At 68.6% G+C, this 23,028-nt stretch carries 20 protein-coding genes, 1 tRNA gene and 1 pseudogene; 9 read left to right on the top strand and 13 right to left on the bottom strand.

Features of this window, described 5'->3' with window-relative positions:
• Nucleotides 1–38: 38 nt before the first annotated feature.
• The 3 genes from ACIPC1_RS15250 to ACIPC1_RS15240 are packed head-to-tail and all read left to right on the top strand — an operon-like array spanning nucleotide 39 to nucleotide 3,419.
• Entirely contained in the window at nucleotides 39–1,583 is a 1,545-nt protein-coding gene (locus ACIPC1_RS15250; protein ID WP_402516983.1) for a circularly permuted type 2 ATP-grasp protein, read from the top strand.
• A gap of 37 nt (nucleotides 1,584–1,620) precedes the next feature.
• On the top strand, nucleotides 1,621–2,553 hold the full coding sequence (locus ACIPC1_RS15245; RefSeq protein WP_365429996.1) for an alpha-E domain-containing protein: 933 nt from the start codon (nucleotides 1,621–1,623) through the stop codon (nucleotides 2,551–2,553).
• 2 nt (nucleotides 2,554–2,555) lie between these two features.
• A complete protein-coding gene (locus ACIPC1_RS15240; RefSeq protein WP_402516981.1) occupies nucleotides 2,556–3,419 on the top strand; it encodes a transglutaminase N-terminal domain-containing protein in 864 nt (287 codons plus the stop codon).
• Between the two features lie 2 nt (nucleotides 3,420–3,421).
• Here ACIPC1_RS15240 and ACIPC1_RS15235 read toward each other — a convergent pair whose 3' ends face one another.
• From ACIPC1_RS15235 to ACIPC1_RS15200, 8 genes are all read right to left on the bottom strand, one after another.
• Nucleotides 3,422–4,096: a M15 family metallopeptidase gene (locus tag ACIPC1_RS15235; protein ID WP_402516980.1), complete on the bottom strand. Its 675-nt coding sequence runs from the start codon at nucleotides 4,094–4,096 to the stop codon at nucleotides 3,422–3,424.
• Between the two features lie 40 nt (nucleotides 4,097–4,136).
• Complete coding sequence (locus ACIPC1_RS15230) at nucleotides 4,137–4,565, bottom strand: Uma2 family endonuclease (RefSeq protein ID WP_402516978.1); 429 nt, start codon at nucleotides 4,563–4,565, stop codon at nucleotides 4,137–4,139.
• Nucleotides 4,566–4,663: 98 nt separating this feature from the next.
• Nucleotides 4,664–5,791 carry a sugar ABC transporter substrate-binding protein gene (locus ACIPC1_RS15225; protein ID WP_402516977.1) on the bottom strand — a complete coding sequence of 376 codons (1,128 nt, stop codon included), beginning with the start codon at nucleotides 5,789–5,791 and terminating at the stop codon, nucleotides 4,664–4,666.
• A gap of 454 nt (nucleotides 5,792–6,245) precedes the next feature.
• On the bottom strand, nucleotides 6,246–6,698 hold the full coding sequence (locus ACIPC1_RS15220) for a heat shock protein transcriptional repressor HspR (RefSeq protein ID WP_402516975.1): 453 nt from the start codon (nucleotides 6,696–6,698) through the stop codon (nucleotides 6,246–6,248).
• A gap of 7 nt (nucleotides 6,699–6,705) precedes the next feature.
• On the bottom strand, nucleotides 6,706–7,893 hold the full coding sequence (gene dnaJ / locus ACIPC1_RS15215; protein ID WP_402516972.1) for a molecular chaperone DnaJ: 1,188 nt from the start codon (nucleotides 7,891–7,893) through the stop codon (nucleotides 6,706–6,708).
• A 33-nt stretch (nucleotides 7,894–7,926) separates the two neighbouring features.
• A complete protein-coding gene (grpE, locus tag ACIPC1_RS15210; protein ID WP_402516970.1) occupies nucleotides 7,927–8,595 on the bottom strand; it encodes a nucleotide exchange factor GrpE in 669 nt (222 codons plus the stop codon).
• The gene (gene dnaK, locus ACIPC1_RS15205) at nucleotides 8,592–10,439 is read right to left on the bottom strand and encodes a molecular chaperone DnaK (protein WP_402516968.1); all 1,848 of its coding nucleotides are present in this window, start codon (nucleotides 10,437–10,439) and stop codon (nucleotides 8,592–8,594) included. Before dnaK ends, grpE begins: the two co-directional genes overlap by 4 nt.
• Before the next feature lie 106 nt (nucleotides 10,440–10,545).
• A complete protein-coding gene (locus ACIPC1_RS15200; protein ID WP_402516966.1) occupies nucleotides 10,546–11,661 on the bottom strand; it encodes an undecaprenyl/decaprenyl-phosphate alpha-N-acetylglucosaminyl 1-phosphate transferase in 1,116 nt (371 codons plus the stop codon).
• 346 nt (nucleotides 11,662–12,007) lie between these two features.
• Here ACIPC1_RS15200 and ACIPC1_RS15195 point away from each other — a divergent pair, with 346 nt between their 5' ends.
• The gene (locus tag ACIPC1_RS15195; RefSeq protein WP_402516964.1) at nucleotides 12,008–14,275 is read left to right on the top strand and encodes a (Fe-S)-binding protein; all 2,268 of its coding nucleotides are present in this window, start codon (nucleotides 12,008–12,010) and stop codon (nucleotides 14,273–14,275) included.
• Nucleotides 14,276–14,549: 274 nt separating this feature from the next.
• Here ACIPC1_RS15195 and ACIPC1_RS15190 read toward each other — a convergent pair whose 3' ends face one another.
• Nucleotides 14,550–15,383: a helix-turn-helix transcriptional regulator gene (locus ACIPC1_RS15190; protein WP_402516962.1), complete on the bottom strand. Its 834-nt coding sequence runs from the start codon at nucleotides 15,381–15,383 to the stop codon at nucleotides 14,550–14,552.
• Between the two features lie 101 nt (nucleotides 15,384–15,484).
• Here ACIPC1_RS15190 and ACIPC1_RS15185 point away from each other — a divergent pair, with 101 nt between their 5' ends.
• From ACIPC1_RS15185 to ACIPC1_RS15170, 4 genes are all read left to right on the top strand, one after another.
• Nucleotides 15,485–16,204, top strand: a complete 720-nt coding sequence (locus ACIPC1_RS15185) for an SDR family NAD(P)-dependent oxidoreductase (RefSeq protein ID WP_402516960.1) — start codon at nucleotides 15,485–15,487, stop codon at nucleotides 16,202–16,204.
• A gap of 127 nt (nucleotides 16,205–16,331) precedes the next feature.
• Nucleotides 16,332–17,660: an FG-GAP repeat domain-containing protein gene (locus ACIPC1_RS15180; RefSeq protein ID WP_402516959.1), complete on the top strand. Its 1,329-nt coding sequence runs from the start codon at nucleotides 16,332–16,334 to the stop codon at nucleotides 17,658–17,660.
• Nucleotides 17,661–17,798: 138 nt separating this feature from the next.
• Nucleotides 17,799–18,818, top strand: a complete 1,020-nt coding sequence (locus tag ACIPC1_RS15175; RefSeq protein WP_402516956.1) for a Yip1 family protein — start codon at nucleotides 17,799–17,801, stop codon at nucleotides 18,816–18,818.
• A gap of 325 nt (nucleotides 18,819–19,143) precedes the next feature.
• Nucleotides 19,144–19,842 carry a hypothetical protein gene (locus tag ACIPC1_RS15170; protein ID WP_402516954.1) on the top strand — a complete coding sequence of 233 codons (699 nt, stop codon included), beginning with the start codon at nucleotides 19,144–19,146 and terminating at the stop codon, nucleotides 19,840–19,842.
• A gap of 194 nt (nucleotides 19,843–20,036) precedes the next feature.
• Here the strand turns inward: ACIPC1_RS15170 and ACIPC1_RS15165 are convergent, their stop codons facing one another.
• The 3 genes from ACIPC1_RS15165 to dcd form a co-directional block, all read right to left on the bottom strand.
• Nucleotides 20,037–20,822, bottom strand: a complete 786-nt coding sequence (locus ACIPC1_RS15165) for a calcium-binding protein (RefSeq protein ID WP_402516953.1) — start codon at nucleotides 20,820–20,822, stop codon at nucleotides 20,037–20,039.
• 107 nt (nucleotides 20,823–20,929) lie between these two features.
• On the bottom strand, nucleotides 20,930–21,454 hold the full coding sequence (locus ACIPC1_RS15160) for a phosphoribosyltransferase (protein ID WP_402516950.1): 525 nt from the start codon (nucleotides 21,452–21,454) through the stop codon (nucleotides 20,930–20,932).
• Nucleotides 21,451–22,026 (bottom strand): dCTP deaminase, encoded by a 576-nt coding sequence (gene dcd / locus ACIPC1_RS15155; protein WP_402516949.1) that lies wholly within the window; start codon nucleotides 22,024–22,026, stop codon nucleotides 21,451–21,453. The genes ACIPC1_RS15160 and dcd overlap by 4 nt, the downstream gene beginning before the upstream one ends.
• 502 nt (nucleotides 22,027–22,528) lie before the next feature.
• On the opposite strand from dcd, the gene ACIPC1_RS15150 reads away from it, so the two are divergent.
• Nucleotides 22,529–22,602, top strand: a tRNA-Gly gene (locus tag ACIPC1_RS15150).
• On the opposite strand, the pseudogene ACIPC1_RS15145 reads toward ACIPC1_RS15150, so the two are convergent.
• Nucleotides 22,554–22,922 (bottom strand): annotated as a pseudogene (locus ACIPC1_RS15145) (hypothetical protein); the annotation flags it as partial. The gene ACIPC1_RS15150 and the pseudogene ACIPC1_RS15145 overlap by 49 nt on opposite strands.
• Nucleotides 22,923–23,028 lie beyond the last annotated feature (106 nt).

Genomic DNA, 23,028 nt, shown 5'->3' with positions numbered 1-23,028 from the left:
GTGATCAGCGTGTTACCTACCGCACTTAACGTCAGTCCATGGCGGACATATTTGACGCGTACGCGTTGGCCGATGCGTGGGACGAGATGTTTGAGCGGCCTGGTGTGGTCAGGACCGCCTATGAGCCGGTGCTGGCCGCGTTGCAGCCGATCGAGCCGGTTGAACTGCGGTTCAGAGCGGACCAGATGGCGCGGGCGTTCACCGACCGGGGTGTCACCTACGCCTTCGCGGGCGAGGAGCGGCCCTGGCCGCTGGATCTCGTACCGCGCATCCTCGACGCACTCGAATGGGACCTCATCCAGCGCGGAGTCACCCAGCGGGTCAAGGCCCTCGAGGCCTATCTCAGCGACGCCTACGGGCCCTGCCGCGCCTTCGAGGACGGGGTCGCGCCCTGGCGACTACTGCTCAATTCACCTCATTTCCACAGAGCCGCGCACGGGATCGAGCCACCGGGCGGGGTACGGATCCACGTCGCCGGGATCGATCTCGTACGGGACGAGGCGGGGGAGTTCCGGGTACTCGAAGACAACGTTCGCGTACCGTCCGGCGTCTCGTACGTCATCGAGAACCGGCGTGCGATGACCAGGATCTTCCCGTCCCTCTTCGCCGAGCAGCACGTGGTGCCGGTGGACGGGTACGCGCAGAAGCTGCTGGCCGCGCTGCGGGTGGCTGCTCCCGACGGGGTGACCGACCCCCGGGTCGTCGTCCTCACCCCCGGTCCCAGCAACGCCGCCTACTTCGAACACGCCCTGCTGGCACGGCTGATGGGCGTGCAGCTGGTCGAGGGCCACGACCTGGTCTGCCGCAACAACCGCGTGTGGATGCGGACCACTCGCGGCGAGGTGCCCGTCCATGTCGTATACCGGCGGCTCGACGACGATTTCCTCGATCCGCTGCAGTTCCGGCCCGACTCGGTGATCGGCTGCCCGGGGATCATGAACGCCGCGCAGGCGGGCACCGTGACCCTCGCGAACGCCGTCGGCAACGGCATCGCCGACGACAAGCTGCTCTACACGTACGTCCCCGACCTGATCCGCTACTACCTCTCCGAAGAACCGATTCTCCCCAACGTCGAGTCCTTCCGGCCCGACGAGCCCGGCCAGTTGGAAGCCGTCCTCGACCAGATCGACCAGCTGGTCATCAAGCCGGTGGACGGCGCCGGCGGCATGGGCATCGTCATCGGGCCGAAGGCCGACCGGGAGACCCTGGAGCGTACGCGCGAGGCCGTCGCCGCCGATCCGCGCGGCTGGATCGCGCAGCGGCCGGTCGCGCTGTCCACCTCTCCCACCCTCGCGGGTGACCGGATGGCGCCGCGCCACATCGACCTGCGGCCGTTCGCCGTCAACGACGGCAGCGATGTGTGGGTACTGCCCGGCGGGCTCACCCGGGTCGCGCTCCAGGAGGGCAACCTCATCGTCAACTCCAGCCAGGGAGGCGGCTCCAAGGACACCTGGGTACTGGCAGAGGGGCCCCTCGATCAGCCCGCTCCCGAGATCAACAGCTCCGTGCCGGATGTCGTCCCCCGCCAGCTCGGCCCCGACGGCGACCGCACCGCCGTACAGGAAGGGGCACAGCAACAGTGATTGCTTCGCTGGTTCCCAAGGCCCAGGAGGTACGACCGTGAACGACGTGATCCTCTCCCGGATAGCCGAAGCCCTGATCTGGACCGGACGGTATGTGGAGCGGGCGGACGCCACCGGCCGCATCCTCGACGCCTATCTGCACCGGCTCCTGGAAGACCCCTGGCGCGACGAGGACGTGGCCTGCCGGTCGCTGTACGCCATCCTCGGCGTCGACGCGGGCGACGAACGCGTCGACATGCAGCAGGTGTTGGACCAGCTGGCCTTCGACGCCCGTTCCACCTGCGCCATCGAGGGCGCGATCGGCGCCGCCCGGCTGAACGCGCGCAGTGCCCGCGAGGCGGTCTCCTCCGAGATGTGGGAGTGCCTCAACTCCACCTGGCACGCGCTCGCCGACCAGCGCCTCGCCTCGCGGCGCACCGGCCCGTACGCCTATCTGGAACTCGTACGCCGCCGGGCCGCCCTCTTCTTCGGGCTCGCCGACTCGACGATGAGCCGGGACGACAGCTGGCGGTTCGTGGTCCTGGGACGGAGCCTGGAGCGGGTCGACATGACCGTACGGCTGTTGTCCGTACGGGTGTTGGACGCCGCCCATGCTCCCGACTGGCCGACGCTGCTCAGTGCGAGCGGGGCCGACGAGGCGTATGCCCGTGTCTACGGCGGTTTCGGCGACACCCCGCGGGTGGCTGAATTCCTCCTCATGGACCGGGACTTCCCGCGCTCCGCGCTGCACGCGCTGACCACGGCGGAGGAGTGCCTGGCGGCGCTCGGCCGGCCCAGACAGGACCCGGCACGCCGCCCGATAGGCCGGATGCGGACCCGGCTCGAGTACCTGGACCTGTCCGCACTGGAAGAGCAACTCCCTCTCCTCCTGAGGGACTTGCAGCAGGCGTGCATGGCGTCCGCCGAAGCGGTGGCGGAGAAGTTCTTCCCGAACCAGGGGCCCGTCGAGTGGGCTCAGGAAGGAGCGTGACCATGACCGGGAACACGCACACGGCGACCCGTCGGCTCCGGATCCGGCACACCACCCGCGTCTCGTACGCGCAGGCCGCCGTCTCCTCGCACAACGAGGTCCGGATGACCCCGCTGACGCTCCCCGGACAGACCACCCTGGACGCCCGGGTGACGGTGAACCCCACCACCGCCACCTGGTCGTACTGGGACTACTGGGGCACCCAGGTCACCGGCTTCGACCTGATGGAACCGCACGCGGACCTGACCATCACGGCGTCGAGCCTGGTCGAGACGGCACCGCCGGACCCGCAGGCCGCCGCGCCCACCTGGGCGGAGATCGCCGAACTCATCGCCAACTCCCGCCTGTTGGAGTACGCGGCACCGACCGGCCGTACGATCGTCTCGCCCGAGCTGGTGGAACGGGCACGCGCGATCGCCGCGGGCCTCGACCCGCACGAGACCGCCGTCGCCGTCTCGTCCCTGGTCACCGGGCAGGTCTCGTACATCCCCGGCGCCACCGGCGTGAACACCAGCGCCATGGAGGCCTGGGAACAGGGCGCGGGCGTCTGCCAGGACATCACCCACCTCACCGCCGCCCTCCTCCGCGGCCTCGGGCTGCCCACCCGCTATGTCTCCGGCTACCTCCACCCCGAGCGCGACGCCGAACTCCACCGCCCCGTCGCGGGCCAGAGCCACGCCTGGATCGAGTACTGGGCGGGCGACTGGAACGGCTACGACCCCACCAACAGCACCCGCGCCGCCGAGACCCACGTGGTGGTGGGACGGGGACGCGACTACGACGACGTGACGCCGCACAAGGGGGTGTACCGAGGAGTCGCCGGGGGTCCGCCCGAGGTGACGGTGGAGTTCACACGGGTGGCCTGAACTCACTGGTGGACGGGGAGGTCGACACCGTGTTCCCGGGGTCCGTAGATCGCGTGGTCGGCTCCGGTGGCGAGCGCCCAGTAGCGGTCGCCGTAGGACCAGTGCCACCACTCCGTGGGGTAGTTGACCAGACCGGCCGCGGTCAGCGCGTCGCCGAGCAGCCGCCGGTTGGCGCGCGCCCGCGGGCCGATGTTGCTCGCGCCCGTGTAGCAGGCGCCGTCGCTCTCCTCCGGGTTCGCGTTCACCGGCGTCCCCATGTCGAGCTCATGTCCGTCGGCGTCGACGAGGGTGAGGTCGACGGCGGCGCCCGCGCTGTGCGGGGCGATCTCCGGAGGGGACACGTACCGGCTGGCCGCGTTCCGGACGCGCTCGGCATCCCAGCCGGGGTTGCCCGCCCTCAACTCGTCGGCGTACTGCTCGAAGTACTCCCGCTGCAAGGCCGGCGGCCGATACCCCTCGACGAACAACAGCCTTACTCCACGGGGGAGCAGGGCCCTGGCCCTCACAAGCCTGTCCAGCACGCCTACCCGCAGATGCGCGAAGGCTCCCGAGTCGTCCCGACGGCGGGCATCGACAGGAAACAGCTCTCTCTCCCGCACGTCGAGAAGGAGTTCCCCGCAGTCCACAACGGGTATCGCGGCGATCTTCGGGTCTGACATCAACACGATCTCGGTCATGAACGGATCATGCCGCACGACACCTTGGGGGCGCGGGGGCTTATGCCTTCCGCTTGGGCCCGGTGATCGTCTCCCCGATCACGAAGCCCTTTGCGGGTCCTTCGGGGATGGTGACTTCGGTGCCGTAGGGGACACGGTGGACTCCTACCCAGTCGGCCTTCTCCGGTTGGGGCTCGGTGAGGACGGTGACGGTGCCCTGGTTGTCGTAGTCATCAACGATCACGTAGACAGGAATACCGGCTCGGGCGTATTCGCGGCGCTTACAGACCCGGTCTTGGTGGCACCTTCCACCGGAGACCACCTCGGCAACCAGCCGCACGGCCGGGGCCACGACACCGATGTCCTCCGCGTCGGCGTCCGCGTGCGGCTCCGGTTCCCGTGAGTCAGCGGCCACCAGTACATCCGGCATCCACACGCGACGTCGCCCGAGTGTTACGGCCCTTGCCTGATACGCCCCGTATTCGTCCATGTACCGGAATCCGGACGAGCCCCGCACGGTGATCGTCACCGGCCCGGAGGGGCTCGCCGCTCTGCTGGGTCACGTCAGGGGACCGAGGGGGCCGCGGACTACTTGAGGTCGATCGCGTTGCACGCGGACTTGTAGTCGGCGGTGCAGATGTCCTTGACCTTGTAGATGCCGTCGGAGATGACCGTGTCGTCGATGTTGTCCTTGGTGAGGGCGACCACCGGGACGAGCGCGGCCAGGATGTCCTTGTCCGTGGGACTGTCGACCTTGTCGCTGGCCAGGGCGTCGAACTCGATCGTGCGGCCCTGGACCCTCGCCACGGCCATCTCGGCGGCGACGCTGGCCTCCTGGGGGTAGGACTTGTAGACGCTCATGAACTGGTCGCCCTTGACGATGCGCTGCACCGCGGCGAGCTCCGCGTCCTGCCCGGTGACCGGCGGAACCTTGCTGACGCCCAGGGTCTTCATGACGTCGATGACCGCGCCCGCGATGCCGTCGTTGGCGGCGTACACGCCGGCGATGTTGTCGATGCCGACGGCGGCGACGGCCTTCTCCATGTTCTTCGTGGCCTCGACCGGGTCCCAGTCCTTGGTGTCGTACGTCTTGGCGATGGTGACCTTGTTCTGGAGCTCGACCATGGCGCCCGCCTTGAACTGCGCCGCGTTCGGGTCGGTCACCGAGCCGTTCATCATGATGATCTTCTTGCTGGCGGAGTTGCTGCCCAGCTCACTGATGAGGGCCTTGCCCTGCACCTCGCCGACGAGTTCGTTGTCGAAGGAGACATACGCGTCGATCGGCCCCTCGGCCAGCCTGTCGTAGGCGATGACGGGGATGCCCGCGTCCTTGGCCTTCTGCACGCCGGGCGCGATGGCCTTGGAGTCCACGGCGTCCACGAGGAGCACGTCGACCTTGTCGTCCACCATCTTCTGGAGCTGGGTGGCCTGCTTCGCCGCGCTCGCAGCGGCGTTGGCGTAGACCACCGTGCCCTTGTTGTTGGTGAGCTTCTTCACCTCGTCGCGGATGATGGGGTAGTCGAACTTCTCGTAACGCGTGTTCTCCGTCTCCGGGAGGAGCAGACCCACCGTGAGGTCGTCGCCCTTCGTGGGGCTCGCCTTGGTCTCACTGCCACCGATCCCGTCCACGACCCCACAGCCGACGAGGGAGACGGCCATCGCGGACGTACTCAGGGCTATGACGGCCCGACGCCGACGGGTGTTACGAGTGTTCACAACAGGTGCCTTCCGGGCGAGGTTGCAGCATTGCGACCCAGGTGGCTGAAAGCCAACGCGGCGATGACCTCAGCGTCAAGGACTAACCACTTAACGAGATGGCAACAGCATGCTGTGTTCCCCAAGTGAACACGATGGGAAGAGGCCGCGTCTCCACTTCCAGGAATCCCCACTGATTCACACGCTTCACTCATTTCACAGGGTGCCCAGTGCGCGCGTACAACCCATGCACCCGACCAGGTGTCTTGATGTCGACCCACGCACACACCTCACGCAACAGGCGAAGCATGCCACCAGCCAGACGCAGCGGAGCGGCACTCGCCGTGACGCCGGCGACAGCCGCCGGCAGCCTGCTCACCATGGCCTCCACCCCGGCGTCCGCGCAGTGACCTGAGCGACGCGGAAGGGGCCGGGAGGTGTGCACCCTCCCGGCCCCTTCCGCGTGTTGGAACGGCTACTCGGACGTCCGCTTCGGCCGCCACACCACCAACGCACTCGTCTGCTGAACCTCCTGGTACGGGACCAGGTCGCGGCGGTACGAGGCGTGGACGGCTGCCTCGCGCTGCTGCATCGCGGCGGCCGCGCCGTCCACCGCCGCCTGGAGTTCGGCGGCGCGCTGCTGGAGGGCGGCGACCTGGTTCTCCAGCTCGATGATGCGTTTGATGCCGGCGAGGTTGATGCCCTCGTCCTGGGACAACTGCTGGACGGTGCGCAGCAGTTCGATGTCGCGGGCCGAGTAGCGCCGGCCCCGGCCGGCGGTGCGGTCGGGGGAGACGAGGCCGAGGCGGTCGTACTGACGCAGGGTCTGCGGATGCAGGCCGGAGAGCTGGGCCGCCACCGAGATGACGTAGACCGGCGTCTCCTCGGTCAGTTCGTACGGGTTGCGTCGACGGCCGGGTACGTCCATGGCGTCCTCATGCTCCCTTCGCGGCCTGGAACAGCTCCGCCCGCGGGTCCTCACCCGCGGTCGCCTCGCGGTACGCCTCCAGAGCGTCCCGAGCCTTGCCCGAAACCTCCGTGGGGACCGCCACCTCGACGGTGACCAGCAGGTCGCCGCGGGTGCCGTCCTTGCGGACCGCGCCCTTGCCGCGGGCGCGCATCGTGCGGCCGCCCGGCGTGCCCGGCGGCAGCTTCAGGGTCACCGCGGGTCCGCTCAGGGTGGGCACCTTGACCTCGCCGCCGAGGGCCGCCTCCGCGAAGGTGACGGGGACGGTGACGGTGAGGTTGTCGCCCTTGCGGCCGAAGACCGGGTGGGCGTCGACGTGCACCGTGACATACAGGTCGCCGGCCGGGCCGCCGCGCTCGCCGGGGGCGCCCTTGCCGCGCAGCCGGATGCGCTGGTTGTCGCTGACGCCGGCCGGGATACGGACCTGCATCGTGCGCGAGGACTTGGCGCGGCCGCTGCCGCTACAGACCTCGCACGGGGTCTCCGCGATCAGACCGCGGCCCTTGCAGTCGGGGCAGGGGTCGGTGAGGGAGAACCCGCCGCCGGAGCCCCGGGCGACCTGGCCGGTGCCGACACACGTCGGGCACACGCGGGGTGTGCCGTTCGCGTCGCCGGTGCCCGAACAGGCCTTGCAGGGCGCCTGCGAGGTCATCCGCAGCGGAACCGTCGCGCCGTCCACCGCCTCGGTGAAGCTGAGCGTCACCTCGGTGTCGATGTCCTGGCCGCGCCGGGGCTGCGTACGGGTGCCGGTGGTCGCGCCGCCGCGGTTGAACAGCCCGCCGAACACGTCACCGATCCCGCCGCCGAAGCCGCCGCCCTGTGCTCCACCGCCCTGGGGGCCGCCTCCGAAGAGGTCGCCCAGGTCGAAGTTGAAGTTGCCGCCGCCACCCGCGCCGGGGCCCGGACGGAAGCCGCCGTTGCCGAAGAGGGCGCGTGCCTCGTCGTACTCCTTGCGCTTCTTGGGGTCCCCGAGGATGTCGTTCGCCTCGGAGATCTCCTTGAAGCGGTCCTCCGCCTTGGCGTTTCCCTTGTTGGCGTCCGGGTGGAACTCGCGGGCGAGCTTCCGGTACGCCTTCTTGATCTCGGCCTCGGTGGCGTCCTTGGGGACGCCGAGGACCTTGTAGTAGTCCTTCTCGATGAAGTCCTTGGTGCTCATCCTCGACGTCCCTCCTCTCTCAGGCGTTCAACGTCAGCCCTCGTCCGGGCCACCGCTCTCCTTGTCGTCCGCCGCCTCGGCCGTCGCGTCCTCGGACTTGACGGCCTGCGCGCCGGGCTGGGGCTCGGCGACGGCCACCCGCGCGGGGCGGATGGTGCGCTCGCCGAAGCGATACCCCGGCTGCAGAATCGCCACGCACGTCGTCTCGGTGACATCCGGCGCGTACGAGTGCATCAGGGCCTCGTGGATCGTCGGGTCGAAGGGCTCGCCCTCCTTGCCGAAGGTCTGTAGCCCCAGCTTCGCGACGACGGACTCCAGCGACTCGCCCACCGACTTGAAGCCGCCGACCAGCTCGCCGTGATCCCGCGCTCGGTTGATGTTGTCGAGCACCGGCAGGAGTTCGGTCAGGAGGTTCGCGATGGCGACCTCCTTGACCGCGATCCGGTCGCGCTCCACCCGGCGGCGGTAGTTCTGGTACTCGGCCTGAAGCCGCTGAAGGTCCGCCGTGCGCTCACCGAGCGCCGTACGCACCTGGTCCAGCTGAGCTGTCAGACCGGCCAGTTGGGCCTGTGCCTGTGCTGCTGCTGATTCGTCCCCGGCCGCAGCCGCCCCCTCGGGGGCGGCTGTCGGCTCGGCGTCATCAGGGGTGGCGCCGGAAGGGACGTCAGGCTTCTCTTCGAAGCCCGGGGTCTCCTCCGTCACGCGGCACCGTCCTTGCGGTCACGGTCCTCGTCGACGATCTCCGCGTCGACCACGTCGTCGTCGGCCCTCGGAGCCTCGGCACCGGGGGCGTCACCCGCGGCCTGGGCGGCGTTGGCGTCGGCGTACATCGCCTGGCCAAGCTTCTGCGAGACCGCGGCGACCTTCTCGGTGGCGGTGCGGATCTCGGTGGCGTCCTCGCCCTTGAGCGCGGCCTTCAGCTCCTCGACGGACGCCTCGACCTCGATCTTGACGTCACCGGGGACCTTGTCCTCGTTGTCCTTGAGGAACTTCTCCGTCTGGTAGACGAGCTGCTCGCCCTGGTTACGGGACTCGGCGGCCTCGCGGCGGGCGTGGTCCTCCTCCGCGTACTTCTCGGCCTCTTCGCGCATCCGGTTGACCTCGTCCTTCGGCAGCGAGGAGCCACCGGTGACGGTCATCTTCTGCTCCTTGCCCGTGCCGAGGTCCTTGGCCGTGACGTGCATGATGCCGTTGGCGTCGATGTCGAAGGCGACCTCGATCTGCGGGACACCACGCGGGGCCGGCGGCAGACCGGTCAGTTCGAACATCCCGAGCTTCTTGTTGTACGCCGCGATCTCGCGCTCGCCCTGGTAGACCTGGATCTGCACGGAGGGCTGGTTGTCCTCGGCGGTGGTGAAGATCTCGGACCGCTTGGTCGGGATCGTCGTGTTCCGCTCGATGAGCTTGGTCATGATGCCGCCCTTGGTTTCGATACCAAGCGACAGCGGCGTGACGTCGAGGAGCAGGACGTCCTTGACCTCACCCTTGAGGACACCGGCCTGGAGGGCGGCGCCGATGGCGACGACCTCGTCCGGGTTGACACCCTTGTTGGCCTCGTTGCCACCGGTCAGCTCCTTGACGAGCTCGGCGACGGCGGGCATACGGGTGGAGCCACCGACGAGAACGACGTGGTCGATCTCGGAGAGGTTGATCCCGGCGTCCTTGATGACGTTGTGGAACGGCGTCTTGCAGCGCTCCAGAAGGTCAGCGGTGAGCTGCTGGAACTGGGCGCGCGTGAGCTTCTCGTCCAGGTGCAGCGGGCCCTCGGCGGAGGCCGTGATGTAGGGCAGGTTGATCGAGGTCTCGGTGGAGGAGGACAGCTCGATCTTGGCCTTCTCGGCGGCCTCACGGAGGCGCTGGAGGGCCATCTTGTCCTTGCCCAGGTCCACGCCGTGGCCGGAGCGGAACTGCTGCACCAGGTAGTCGACGACCCGCTGGTCCCAGTCGTCACCACCGAGGTGGTTGTCGCCGTTCGTGGCCTTCACCTCGACGACGCCGTCGCCGATCTCGAGCAGCGAGACGTCGAAGGTGCCACCGCCGAGGTCGAAGACGAGGATCGTCTGGTCGTCCTTGTCGAGGCCGTACGCCAGGGCGGCGGCCGTCGGCTCGTTGACGATACGCAGGACGTTCAGGCCCGCGATCTCGCCGGCCTCCTTCGTCGCCTGACGCTCGGAGTCGTTGAAGTACGCCGGGACGGTGATGACCGCGTCGGCCACCTTCTCGCCCAGGTACGCCTCGGCGTCGCGCTTCAGCTTCTGCAGGATGAAGGCGCTCATCTGCTGCGGGTTGAAGCTCTTGCCGTCGAGCTCGATCTTCCAGTCCGTACCCATGTGACGCTTCACGGACCGAATGGTCCGGTCCACGTTCGTGACCGCCTGGCGCTTGGCGACCTCGCCGACGAGCACCTCACCGTTCTTCGCGAAGGCGACGACGGACGGCGTGGTCCTGGCACCCTCGGCGTTGGTGATGACGGTGGGCTCGCCGCCCTCCAGAACGCTGACGACGGAGTTAGTCGTGCCCAGGTCGATGCCGACCGCACGTGCCATTTCAATTCCTCCAACAACGACTTGAGTGGAACGGACTCAAGTGTGCACGACGCTCGCCACATCGTCAACAGAGCTGAGTCGAGGAGGCTCAACTCTTATCTGTTTCTCACGCGCACCTTGCGTCTGACCTGGAGCTTTTCAGTCGTCCGGCTGCTTGAGTCCTCAGCCTGTCCGGCCCTTGAGGACTTTGGGAGCGAGGCCGTCCAGGCCGATACGGAGGTCCGGAGGCGGAGCCCCCAGGGGACGGCAACGGGTAAGGGCGGCGGGGGCGAGAAACCATCCCCGCACCCCTCACGGGCCTTGCACCCCCCACGAGCACCACCAACGCGACACCCCCGGCAACCCACCACGCGGCCCCCGCACCCACCCACCCCAGGTCGATGAGCAAACCGACGAGCGCCCCGCCGAACGCCGCCGTACCGATCACCACCACGACCCCCCGCGACGTCAGCCCGACCCGCCGAAGCCGCTGCGCGAGATGCCCGCCCGGCCGCCGGGCCGCGAGCGCGAGATCGGCCAGCCCGACCGCCGTCAGCGAGAACAGCGCCGCGACCCCGGACCCCGTCTCCCGCCCCCCGTGCACCAGCACCGCAGCCGAGGCGAGCACGAACCCCGCGAACAGCGCCCCGCACCGCCCAGGAACGATCCGCGCCGGGGGCCGCCCCTGCATCAGGAACCCGGCGAGCGCCGCGGCCAGCACGCTCAGCAGCACCGTCGTACCGTCCATGACCTCGGCCGCCGCACACCCGCTCAACGCGAAGGCGGTGACGACCCCCACCGTCCCCATCACCCCGTCGGCGTGATCGAGCGAGACGAAGGCGAGGGTGACCAGGACCGTCCAGGCGATGCCCAACAGCCCGCCGAGCACGCCGAGTTCGTCGTACGGCATGGTCAGCGCGGCGGCGAGTCCCACGCCTGCCACCTGGACCACGAGCGGCACGGCCCGCAGGTCGGCGACCAACCCGAGCAGTGCGACCCCGATCCCGGCCACAAGGAGCCGCCCGGCCTCCGCCCCCAGCGGAGCGACCTGCGTCCACTCCCCCACGCCGGCCACCAGCGCCGTCCCGCCGAGCACCGCCACCCCGCCCAGCAGGGGAACCGCGCGCGGGCGCCGCGGCCGTCGCTCGACCACCCCGAAGCGCAGGGCGAACATCCGCAGCAGGGCGGCGAGCGCGGCGGTGAGGAGCAGGGCGGCGAGGGCGGCGACGATTCCGTACAACACCTCGCCAATTTAGGCGCAAATGTCACAATATTGTGCGAATAACACGATCGGGTTTACGTGTCGCCGCACGGCCGTTGCCTGCCCGGCGTACGGCCGTTGCGTGCGGGGCCGTGCGGCCATTGCGTGCCCGGCCGTACAGCCATGGTGCGCCCGGCCGTACGGCCATGCTGTGGGGCGCCACCGCTCAGGCAACCCTCAGCGACACAGATCACCGCACCGCTGGCTACAGTGCGGCAGAAGATATGGGTAGTCTCAGACCGACTGCATAAGTTACCGCTTAGTAATCACCGCAATCTCCTCCGAGGCAGCTCTCGGAGCAACACCTCGCAGGCCCGAGGAGCCCCCAATGCAACTCGCCGCGATCATTGTGTCGCTGGTACTCGCCGTGGTCGGCGTGGCGCTGTTCAGCAGAGCCATCGCGCAGATCTACCGGTTCGTACGGCTCGGCCAGGACGTCCCCGCGGGCACCCGCACCGACGACTGGGCCGCGCGCACCGTCACGGTGGTCAGGGAGTTCCTCGGCCACACCCGGATGAACCGCTGGGGCGTGGTCGGCGTCGCGCACTGGTTCGTCGCCGTCGGCTTCTTCTCGCTGATCGCGACCCTGGTGAACGCCTTCGGGCAGCTCTTCCAGGCCGACTGGGCACTGCCGATCATCGGCCACTGGCTGCCGTACGAGATCTTCGTCGAGTTCATCGGCCTGATGACGACCCTCGGCATCCTCACGCTGATCGTCATCCGTCAGCTCTCCAAGTCGGACAGGCCCGGCCGCAAGTCCCGCTTCGCCGGGTCCAACACCGGCCAGGCCTACTTCGTCGAGTCCGTCATCCTGATCATCGGGCTCGCGATCATGACCCTGCGCGGCCTGGAGGGCGCCCTCGCCGACGTGCACGGCTATGAGGCCGCGTACTTCGCCTCGTACCCGATCGTCGCCGCCTTCCGGGGGACGGACGTCGGCACGCTCCAGAACCTGATCTATCTCACCGCGATGATCAAGCTCGGGACCTCGTTCATCTGGATGATCGTGGTCGCGCTGAAGACGGACATGGGCGTGGCCTGGCACCGTTTCCTGGCCTTCCCCAACATCTGGTTCAAGCGCAACGCCAAGGGCTCGGTGGCGCTCGGCGGGCTGCTGCCGATGACGTCGGGCGGCAAGGACATCGACTTCACCGATCCCGGTGAGGACGACGTGTTCGGTGTGTCCCAGGTCGAGCAGTTCTCCTGGAAGGGCCTGCTGGACTTCTCCACCTGCACCGAGTGCGGGCGCTGCCAGTCGCAGTGCCCGGCCTGGAACACCGGCAAGCCGCTCTCCCCGAAGCTGCTGATCATGTCGCTGCGGGACCACGCGCACGCCAAGGCCCCCTACCTGCTGGCCGGCGGCGGCAAGGACGCCGAGGGCGAGGAGAAGGCCACCAAGGAGCAGCTGGCGGACGTGCCCGCCGCCGCCCTCGCGGAGGCCGAGCGCCCTCTCATCGGCACCCTCGAAGAGAACGGCGTCATCGACCCGGACGTCCTGTGGTCCTGCACCACCTGCGGCGCCTGCGTCGAGCAGTGCCCGGTCGACATCGAGCACATCGACCACATCGTCGACATGCGCCGCTACCAGGTGATGATCGAGTCCGCGTTCCCGTCCGAGGCGGGCACGATGCTCAAGAACCTGGAGAAGAAGGGGAATCCCTGGGGGCTGGCCAAGAAGCAGCGCCTGGAGTGGACCAAGGAGGTCGACTTCGAGATCCCGGTCGTCGGCCGCGACATCGAGGACCTGTCCGAGGTCGACTACCTGTACTGGGTGGGCTGCGCCGGCGCGCTGGAGGACCGGGCCAAGAAGACCACGAAGGCCTTCGCGGAACTCCTGCACATGGCGGGCGTCTCCTTCGCCATCATGGGCGGCGACGAGAAGTGCACCGGCGACTCGGCCCGCCGACTCGGCAACGAGCCCCTCTTCCAGGAGCTCGGCATGGAGAACGTGGCCGCGCTGAACATGGCGTACGGCGAGGATGACGAGGACCCGGCGACGAAGAAGCCGAAGTCCGCGAAGAAGATCGTCGCGACCTGCCCGCACTGCCTCAACACCCTCGGCAACGAGTACCCGCAGCTCGGCGGCGACTACGAGGTCATCCACCACACCCAGCTGCTCCAGCACCTCATCGACGAGGGCAAGCTGGTCCCGGTCACCCCGGTGGAAGGCCTGATCACCTACCACGACCCGTGCTACCTGGGCCGCCACAACAAGATCTACACCCCGCCGCGCGAGATCATGTCCGCCGTCCCGGGCCTGCGCCAGCAGGAGATGCACCGCCACAAGGAACGCGGCTTCTGCTGCGGCGCCGGCGGTGCGCGCATGTGGATGGAGGAGCGCATCGGCAAGCGCATCAACAACGAGCGGGTGGACGAGGCCCTGTCGCTGAACCCCGACATCGTGTCGACCGCCTGCCCGTTCTGCCTCGTCATGCTGACCGACTCCGTCAACGGCAAGAAGAACGACGGCCAGGCGAAGGAATCCGTCCAGGTCGTCGACGTGGCCCAGCTGCTCCTCGACTCCGTCAGGACGCCGGCCGACCCGACGGGCCCGGCGGAGACGGAGAGCGTGCCGGAGCCGGAGCCGGTGAAGTGACGCAGTAGGTAGTAGGTACGTGGGTCGACGTTGCAGGGGCCGGGGTTCCTCGGCCCCTGCTGCGTTTCCCTACCGGGCTCCCAGGGCGTACGGCGACTCCCCACATGGACTGACGTTGCAGGGGCCGGGATTCCTCGGCTCCTCCTGCGTTTCCCTACCGGGCTCCCCAGGACGTACGGCGAACCCCCACATGGGCTGACGCCGCAGAGGCCGGGATTCCTCGGCCTCTCCTGCGTTTCCCTACCGGGTTCCCCAAGACGTACGGCGGCCCCCGTCAGGGCGTGGTCAGCGCCTGCGTCCCCAACACCCCCACCAGCGCCATCCGTTCGGCGTCCTCCGTGCCGGGCTCCGCCGTGTAGATCATGATCCGCAGATCGCTGCCCGCGACGCTCAGCACATCGCAGTCCAGCGTCAGGGGGCCCACCTGAGGGTGATCGACGGTCTTGCGCGACGCCTCGGGCCGGCCCACCGCGGCTGAGTCCCAGAACTCGGCGAACCGGGCACTGTTCGCGCGCAGTTCCGCGATCAGCCGCCGCAGCCGCTGGTCCGCCGGATACCGGTTCGCCGTCGCACGCAACTCGGCGACCTGTACGGCCTCCAGCGCGCGCCGGGCCTCGGGCGTGTGGCGGACGCGGCTGCCCGAGCCGAGGAAGTTGCGCCACACCGCGTTGCGGTCGTTGCCGTGGTACTCGCCCATCAGCGCCACGTACAGCGGGTTGGCCAGCAACAGCGTCCACGCCGCGTCGGAGACCGCGACCGGCGTCCCGGACAGCCTGTCCAGCAGCCGCTGAACGCTCGGCGTGATGTACGCGGGCACCGTGCCCTGCCCCGGCGGTACGAGCCCGGCGACGTGGAACAGATGCTCGCGCTCGGCTCCGGACAGGCGCAGCGCCCGGCCGAGGGCCTCGACGACCTGCTCCGACGGGTTGGCCGCCCGGCCCTGTTCGAGGCGGGTGACATAGTCGACCGAGATCCCGGCCAGCAGGGCGAGCTCTTCGCGGCGCAGCCCGGCCGCGCGCCGTCGGCCGCCGACGGGCAGTCCGGCCGCCTCCGGGGAGAGCCGCTCGCGCCAGCGCCGCACCGTGTGCCCGAACTCCGTGGTCGCCATGGATCCACTGTGCACCGCCCCGCTCGGATCGTCCTGGTACTGCCAGTCCCAGGAAAACGGGACTCCTGGCTGACCGCGCGGCTCCGTCGCACTGTGGAGGCATGCCAACGACAACGACAACGACACTGATCACCGGAGCGAACAAGGGTCTCGGCTTCGAGACCGCCCGCCGCCTCGTCGCCGCGGGCCACACCGTCTACGTCGGCAGCCGCGACGCCGAGCGTGGCCGCCGGGCCGCCGAGCAGCTGGGTGCGCGGGCGGTCCAGCTCGACGTCACCGACGACGCCTCCGTGGCGGCCGCGGTGAAGGCCGTCGAGGCCGACGGGGGACTGGACGTCCTGGTCAACAACGCCGGCATCGAGGAGCGAGGGGAGAACAACGCCGTGATCGGCGCCGCGGCCGTGACCGCCGACCTGATGCGGTCGACGTTCGAGACGAACGTCTTCGGCCTCGTGCGCGTCACCCACGCGTTCCTCCCGCTGCTGCATCGTTCCGCCGCCCCGGTCGTGGTCAACGTCAGCAGCGGCCTGGCCTCGCTGACAGAGGTCAGCACCCCGGGCACCCCGGCATACGCCTACCCGGGCGTCGCCTACCCGGCGTCGAAGACCGCGGTCAACATGATCACCGTGCAGTACGCGAAGGCGTTCCCCGCCATGCGGATCAACTGCGTCGAGCCCGGCTACACCGCGACCGACCTGAACGGCCGCACCGGCACGCAGACCGTCGAGCAGGGCGCCGAGATCATCGTCCGCACGGCCCTGACCGGCCCGGACGGACCCACCGGCGGGTACTTCGACATCGACGGACCGATCCCCTGGTGATGGCCTGAAGCAACACCGCCATCAAGCCGGTGAACCTCACGTGACCCACCCCGCACGTCGCTCCCCTTAACTCCCCGCCGCAACAAGGCCATCATGTGCAGGTTGTTGCCGACGGTGTTCGAGGTGGATGGTGCGCGTGCGAGAAAACGGGAGCGGGATACGTACGGCGGCCGCCGTCACCGGGCTCGGATGTGCCCTGCTCCTGACGGGATGCGCGGGAGGAGGCACCGGGAACTCCTCGGCACCCTCCGCCCACGACCCCATCGCCGTCGCCAACGCCCCCGCCCAGCTCCCCGTCCCACGTGGCGAGGGCAGCGACACCGCGGACGACTTCAACGGCGACGGCCACCCCGACCTCGTACTGAACGACCTCGTCAAGGGCCCCGACGACACCCACGGCGACGACGCGGGCATCGGCGTCGTGTACGGATCGGCCCGCGGCCTCACACCCGGCGCGCGTCAACTCCTCAGCCCCAGCCGCCAGGCCGCCCCCACCGACGGCCAACTCCCCGCCGTCTTCGACGCGGAGGCGAGCGGCGACCTGGACGGGGACGGCTTCACCGACCTCGTGGTCTCCACGGACCCGCCGTACAACGGACAGGGCATGCCCCCCGTACCCCTCCAGATCCTCTTCGGCTCCCCCTCGGGCCTGACGGGCAAGGCCGTCAAGCTGGCCATCCCCGCGAAGGCACGCTTCGGCAACGACTGGCCGGACCAGCCGGTCCCCGGCGACTTCGACGGAGACGGCGCGACGGACCTCGTCGTGCATGCCTCGAACGGTCAACTCAGCTATCTGCGCGGCCCGTTCACCCGCAAGGGCGCCCCGCGCGCGGCGGGCGCGCCGCTCGCCTCCCCGGGCAACGTGCCCATGGGTCCCGCGGCCGACGTGAACGACGACGGCTACGACGACCTCCTTGTCCGTACGGCGGAAGGCACCGCCGCATCCGCGATCGTCCTCGGCGGCCCGGCGGGCCCCACCCGCACCGGCGCCACCCTGCCCACCGGCATCGACGTCGCCCTCGGCAGCTTCGGCAAGGGCAAGGCCCTGGACGCGGCGGTCGGCACGATGGGCGGCACCTCGCTGCGCTACGACCTGCCCGGCACCGCCCGCTCCAGCCTCGCCACCGCGGGCTCGGTGCTCGACGCCGGCGACTTCGACGGTGACGGCCTGAGCGAACTCGTCTCCAGCGGCTCGGAACTACGCCTGCTCCGAGGCCGTACGACCGGACCGTCCCCGGCGGGCATGGTCACCGTCCAGCCGCCCGCCCAGGGCACCACCCGCGTCCTCACCGTCGCCGACTTCACCGGGGACGGACGGGCGGACCTGGTGGTACGGACGTACCCGGGAGAGACAAAGGACACGGTCGCGGTGTATCCGGGGGCGAGGGACGGCCTGGTGGCGAAGAAGCCGACGGTGACTTTCTCCACGTCGGAGTTCCTGGAGATGGACTCCTGACTCCTCATCCCTCATTCCTCATTCCTCGGGGTGGACTTCCGCCCCTTCCCCCACTTGGCGGCGGAGGCCGTTGCTTTTCCCCACCCCCCTGACTCCCCTTGGCGATCCCTTCGGCGTCCCTTGGACGTCCCTTAGGGGATGTCACAGCTCAGCCGCAAAGCCGGGCCAGGAAGGCTGGGCCCGGCACATCACTCTCCGGGACCAGGTACGTTCGATAACGTGGCTGGATTCAGGATCGGACGCGGCCGTGACAACCGCGCCCCGCAAGGGCGACCGCAACAGCAGCAACCGTCGTACGGGCAGCAGGCCCCGCAGCCTCCTCAGGGAGGCCGGCCGCCGTACGGCTACCCACCCGCGCCGCCGCAGCCGTACGGCGGCGGGCAGCAACCGTACGGCGGGCAGCAGCAGGGCGGCTGGCCCCAGGCCAATGGCGGTGGCGGTGGCGGTGGCATGGGTTTCGGCGAGCCGGAGTACTTCGGTGACGGGCACCCGCAGCAGGGCCCGGACCCGTACGCGGCGAACCAGCCCGGGCACACCCAGGCCTTCTCGGTCGGCGAGGACCCGTACGTCCAGGGCGACACCTACCGTGCCGGCCAGGCCCCGGCCCCGCCGGTGGGCCCGCGCCTGCACTGGAAGGACCTGCTGAAGGGCATCATCGCCCGCCCCAACCAGACCTTCCTCCAGATGCGCGACTACACGATGTGGGCCCCGGCCCTCATCGTGACGTTCCTCTACGGCCTGCTCGCCGTCTTCGGCTTCGACGGAGCCCGCGAAGACGCGATAAACGCCACCCTGTCGAACGCGATCCCGATCGTCCTGACGACGGCCGTCGCGATCGTGCTCAGCACGTTCATCCTGGGCGTGGTCACCCACACCCTGGCCCGCCAGCTCGGCGGCGACGGCGCCTGGCAGCCCACGGTCGGCCTCTCCATGCTGATCATGTCCCTCACGGACGCCCCGCGCCTGGTCGTCGCCATGTTCTTCGGCGGCGACGCCTCCTTCGTCCAGCTCCTGGGCTGGGCGACCTGGGTCGCCGCGGGCGCCCTCCTGACCCTCATGGTCAGCAAGTCCCACGACCTCCCGTGGCCGAAGGCCCTCGCCGCCTCCGCGATCCAGCTGATCGCGATCCTGTCGATCATCAAGCTGGGTACGTTCTAGACAACCTCAGCGGCACACGTGAAGGGCCCCGGTCGAACGCTCGACCGGGGCCCTTCACGTACGACCACCGAGGCCGTTGGCGCCATGAGGGGGAGGGCGTTTGAGGGAGGGGGAGGTTCGTGAAGCCGGCAAGCGATCGTGATAATCGGTCGGGTTCACGCAGAAGATCGGGTTCACGCAGAAGAAACGGGAAGCTCCAAAGGCAGGCTGCCCCGCGGGCGGCACCTTGGACCAGGGGGAGAACTTGCTGGCGAATCTGCTGCCGGGCTTTCGTGATGTCCGGGCGCCACTCTCGACGGGATGCATCTGGCTCCTGACACTCTGGATGATCCTGGAGGACCGTGTTCCGACGCCACAGCAGGCACATGGTGTCTGGGCTTCCCTGTACCGCCTCGGCGGTCTGATAGGCCCCGGTGGAGTCCTCGCTTCCGTCGCCTTCCTTGCCTATCTCATCGGCGCCATGCTCGCCGTACGAGTGGTCACCGTGAACGCGAGGGAAGCGCCGAAGGCCGCGAGGTTCTGGGGCGCCAAGACGGACCTCACGCCTCGCGTCTCACAGCTTGCCTACGACGACCTGGTCAGCTTCCTTCAGGACCACGAACGGGTACCCGCACCGGAACCGGAGGTCCCCGCGGCCGGGAGAACGGAGCGCGAGGGCGGCCGACGCCTCGTGGTGAACCTGGCGGTACGAGACATCCTTGGGGAGACCCGCCAGCTCCGCACCAAACTGCTGATCGCCAACTACGACTTGTTCAACGAGTACGACCGAGCGGTGGGTGAGGCGGAGTTCCGCAAGAACGTCGCCTACGCCCTCCTGGGTCTGACGGCCGCACTCAGTTGGATGCAGACACCTTGGTGGGCCTTCCTCCTGATCGTTTCCACCCGGCTGTACGTTGCCGGCACTGGAAGCGAGCGAGCGGCCAACGACGTCATCGTCCAGGCTGTAGTAGCGGGCCTCATCACCCCCCTCTCGATGACCGGAGCCGCAGGTGTGCCGGCCATTCCTACGGGACGGAACCAGTAGACGGGAAGGTTCTCGGAACCTGACCGTCACGGTCTATACGGGCGCGTGCCTGCGCGTAACGGCCCGTACTGATGCGAACCGGTTCGACGAGAGCGGCGTAGTGCGATCGAATCGACCAGGCGTGGTGTGACGGTCGCCTGTGGTCGAATCGGCGTTCTCCCGCATCAGGTCTCCGAGAGACTCTCCGTACGGGGCTATCGAACGTCTACGAAGTCGCCGGTCGCGCTGACCGCCGGAGTCGTCGTCGTGCCCGCGAAGCTGTAGCGGAAGTAGCCGTCGGTGGAGGCGGTGACGGTCGTCCTGAGGCTGCCCGTCGAGTTGGACTTGATTGTCTTCACCGTGGTGTAGGTGTTGCTGCCCTTCTTGCGGAACTGCAGCTTCACCGACTGGTTCGTGTAGCCGTGGTACTTGTTGTCCTCCCAGTTGGCCCGGGAGAGCTTGCCGGTGACCGTGATGGTCTTGCCCTTCTTCACCGGCTCCGGCGAGGCGTTGACCGTCAGCTTCGAGTGGCGCTGCACCTTGAACGTGGTGGCCGCGTCCCGGTGGATGTAGTTGTAGTCGTTGGCGGAGACCAGCGTGGCGAGGTTCCAGGTGGCCGCCGCGCCGTTGTCGACGAAGCCGGTCGACGCCTGCGGGTCGAACGTCAGCGTGCCTGTGCAGGTCGACGTGGTGGCGCTCGCCTTGACGCACTTGATCTCGCCGTCGTCGTACCAGATCTGCGCGAAGTTCGGATTCGGACCGGAGGCGCTGATGTACGTGGCCCTGGCGATGCCCGAATCGTCCGACGCGGTCACGGAGACCTTGGCGGACACCACGTTGGTGGTTCCGACCACGACCGGTTTGCCGCCGTTGACCACGACCTTGTCGATCGTGATGTCGCCCGAACCGCCGTCATCCGCCTGGGCGGCGGTGGCACCGGTTGCGGTGGCGACCAGCGCGACACTGGTGCCGAGCAGGAAAAGGCGCGTGGCTGTCCGCATGAACGTCCCCCATGGAGTCCTTGATTGACCAGAGGGAGCGTACGGCTTTGGCCAACGGTTCACCACGTCGTTCTTGCGACGCCTTCAGTGCACCCAGTCCGTGCAGGTCAGAGCGCTTCCCTATTCAACTTGGCCGCTTCCCCGGACCTGTGCACCGGAGGCAACACACTCCACGGAAAGTTGATCCACTCGTCGGTCCGCTTCCACACGTACTCGCACTTCACGAGTGAGTGGGGCTTTTCGTAGATGACGGCGCTGCGGACCTCGGCGACGGCGTCGACGCAGAAGTCGTGGACCAGCTTGAGCGTCCTGCCGGTGTCGGCGACGTCGTCGGTGATCAGGACCTTCTTGTCGGAGAAGTCGATGGTGTTGGGGACGGGGGCGAGCATGACGGGCATTTCCAGGGTGGTCCCGACGCCCGTGTAGAACTCGACGTTCACGAGGTGGATGTTCTTGCAGTCGAGGGCGTAGGCGAGCCCGCCCGCGACGAAGACGCCCCCGCGGGCGATGGAGAGCACGATGTCCGGCTCGAACCCGTCGTTGGCGATGGCCTGGGCGAGCTCGCGGACGGCGGTGCCGAAGCGCTCGTAGGTGAGGTTCTCGCGCACGTCGCCGGTGCTGTTGTCGGTCACACGTGGGTCCGATGGAAGTTGAGGAAGGACCGGGACGCGGTCGGCCCACGCTGCCCCTGGTAGCGCGACCCGTACCGGTCACTGCCGTACGGGAACTCGGCCGCCGAGCTGAGCTGGAACAGGCACAGCTGCCCGATCTTCATCCCCGGCCAGAGCTTGATGGGGAGGGTCGCGAGGTTCGACAGTTCCAGGGTGACGTGCCCGGAGAACCCAGGGTCGATGAACCCTGCGGTGGAGTGCGTGACGAGCCCGAGCCGCCCGAGCGAGCTCTTTCCCTCCAGCCGCGAAGCGAGATCATCGGGCAGCGAGATGACCTCGTACGTACTGGCGAGGACGAACTCCCCGGGATGCAGGATGAACGGCTCATCCCCCTCGGGCTCGACGAGCCGAGTCAGATCCGCCTGTTCGACGGAGGGATCAATGTGTGGATAGCGGTGATTCTCGAACACCCGGAAGTAGCGGTCGAGCCGCACGTCGACGCTCGACGGCTGCACCATGGATTCGTCGTACGGATCGATCCGTACCCGTCCGGCATCGAGCTCGGCCCGGATGTCCTTGTCTGAGAGAAGCACGCCCCGAGGATACGCGGGGACTGTCTGCAATTGCGCACAGTCCCCCGCGCCTCACACAAGGCCTGCCGTTTCCCTACCGCTTCTCGAGCGTGACCGGTACCGGTACGACGTTCCGGAGCCGCGCACACCGCGGACACCGGATGAGCCGACCAGGACCGAGCCGCTCGGCCTGCTGCATCGGGAACGAAGCGGTGCTGAACACGTGCCCCTCGGCACAACGGACGACGGTGCGCTCCATCAAGTCCTCAGAGTCCCTTCCCCAAGAGCCGCGTCTGACTGACGACGAAAGCCCACATTACGGGACGTAAGGGATGACCCTCCAGGCGGCACTCCGGTCGCACACAGACCCTCTTCCGCGCCCCCACCGTACGCCCCAACTCCGGCCCCGCGCAGCCGCATCCCCCTCCCCCGAAACGCACCCTGGCCCCACGGTTTCAGCGTCGGGGGCCAGGCATGAGGTAGAGTGAGCGGGCATTCGACACCGGCCGAACCGGCGTCTTACGCGGGTGTAGTTTAGTGGTAGAACATCAGCTTCCCAAGCTGAGAGTGCGAGTTCGATTCTCGTCACCCGCTCCATCACAGAGGTCCAGGTCAACGATTTGGGCCTTTTCGCTGCGCGTGGTGATCACTCGTCGCGTGCCGGATTCGTACCACAAGGTTGATCGTCTGCATGCGACTTCCTGCTGTCGGTCGTCGTCGGAGTGCTGATAAATCAGCGCGGCCGTCTCGGATGACTGGCCGGCGCGGACCGTAGTGTCCTTCGGCGTGGCGCCGGAGCGCGTCGGCAGGGTGTGTCCGGTGTGACGAAGATCGTAGAACCGGAAACCGCTGGGTATGCCGCGCTGCACGGGAAGCCGCCGATCAGCCGGACGTCTGGCAGCGACCCCCGCGTCACCTTCGATCAGCCGCCGGAACCGCTCGGCCCCCTCCCTCAGCAGCTGACCATCAAGGACTTCGGTCACACGACGTCTGATCCTCAGACCGACGATGTGAGCCCGGTCC

The organism is Streptomyces sp. NPDC087263, from assembly GCF_044744645.1.
Lineage (GTDB): Bacteria > Actinomycetota > Actinomycetes > Streptomycetales > Streptomycetaceae > Streptomyces.
Note: the sequence above shows the minus strand (reverse complement) of the source record. Positions and strands in the feature narration are given on the sequence as shown.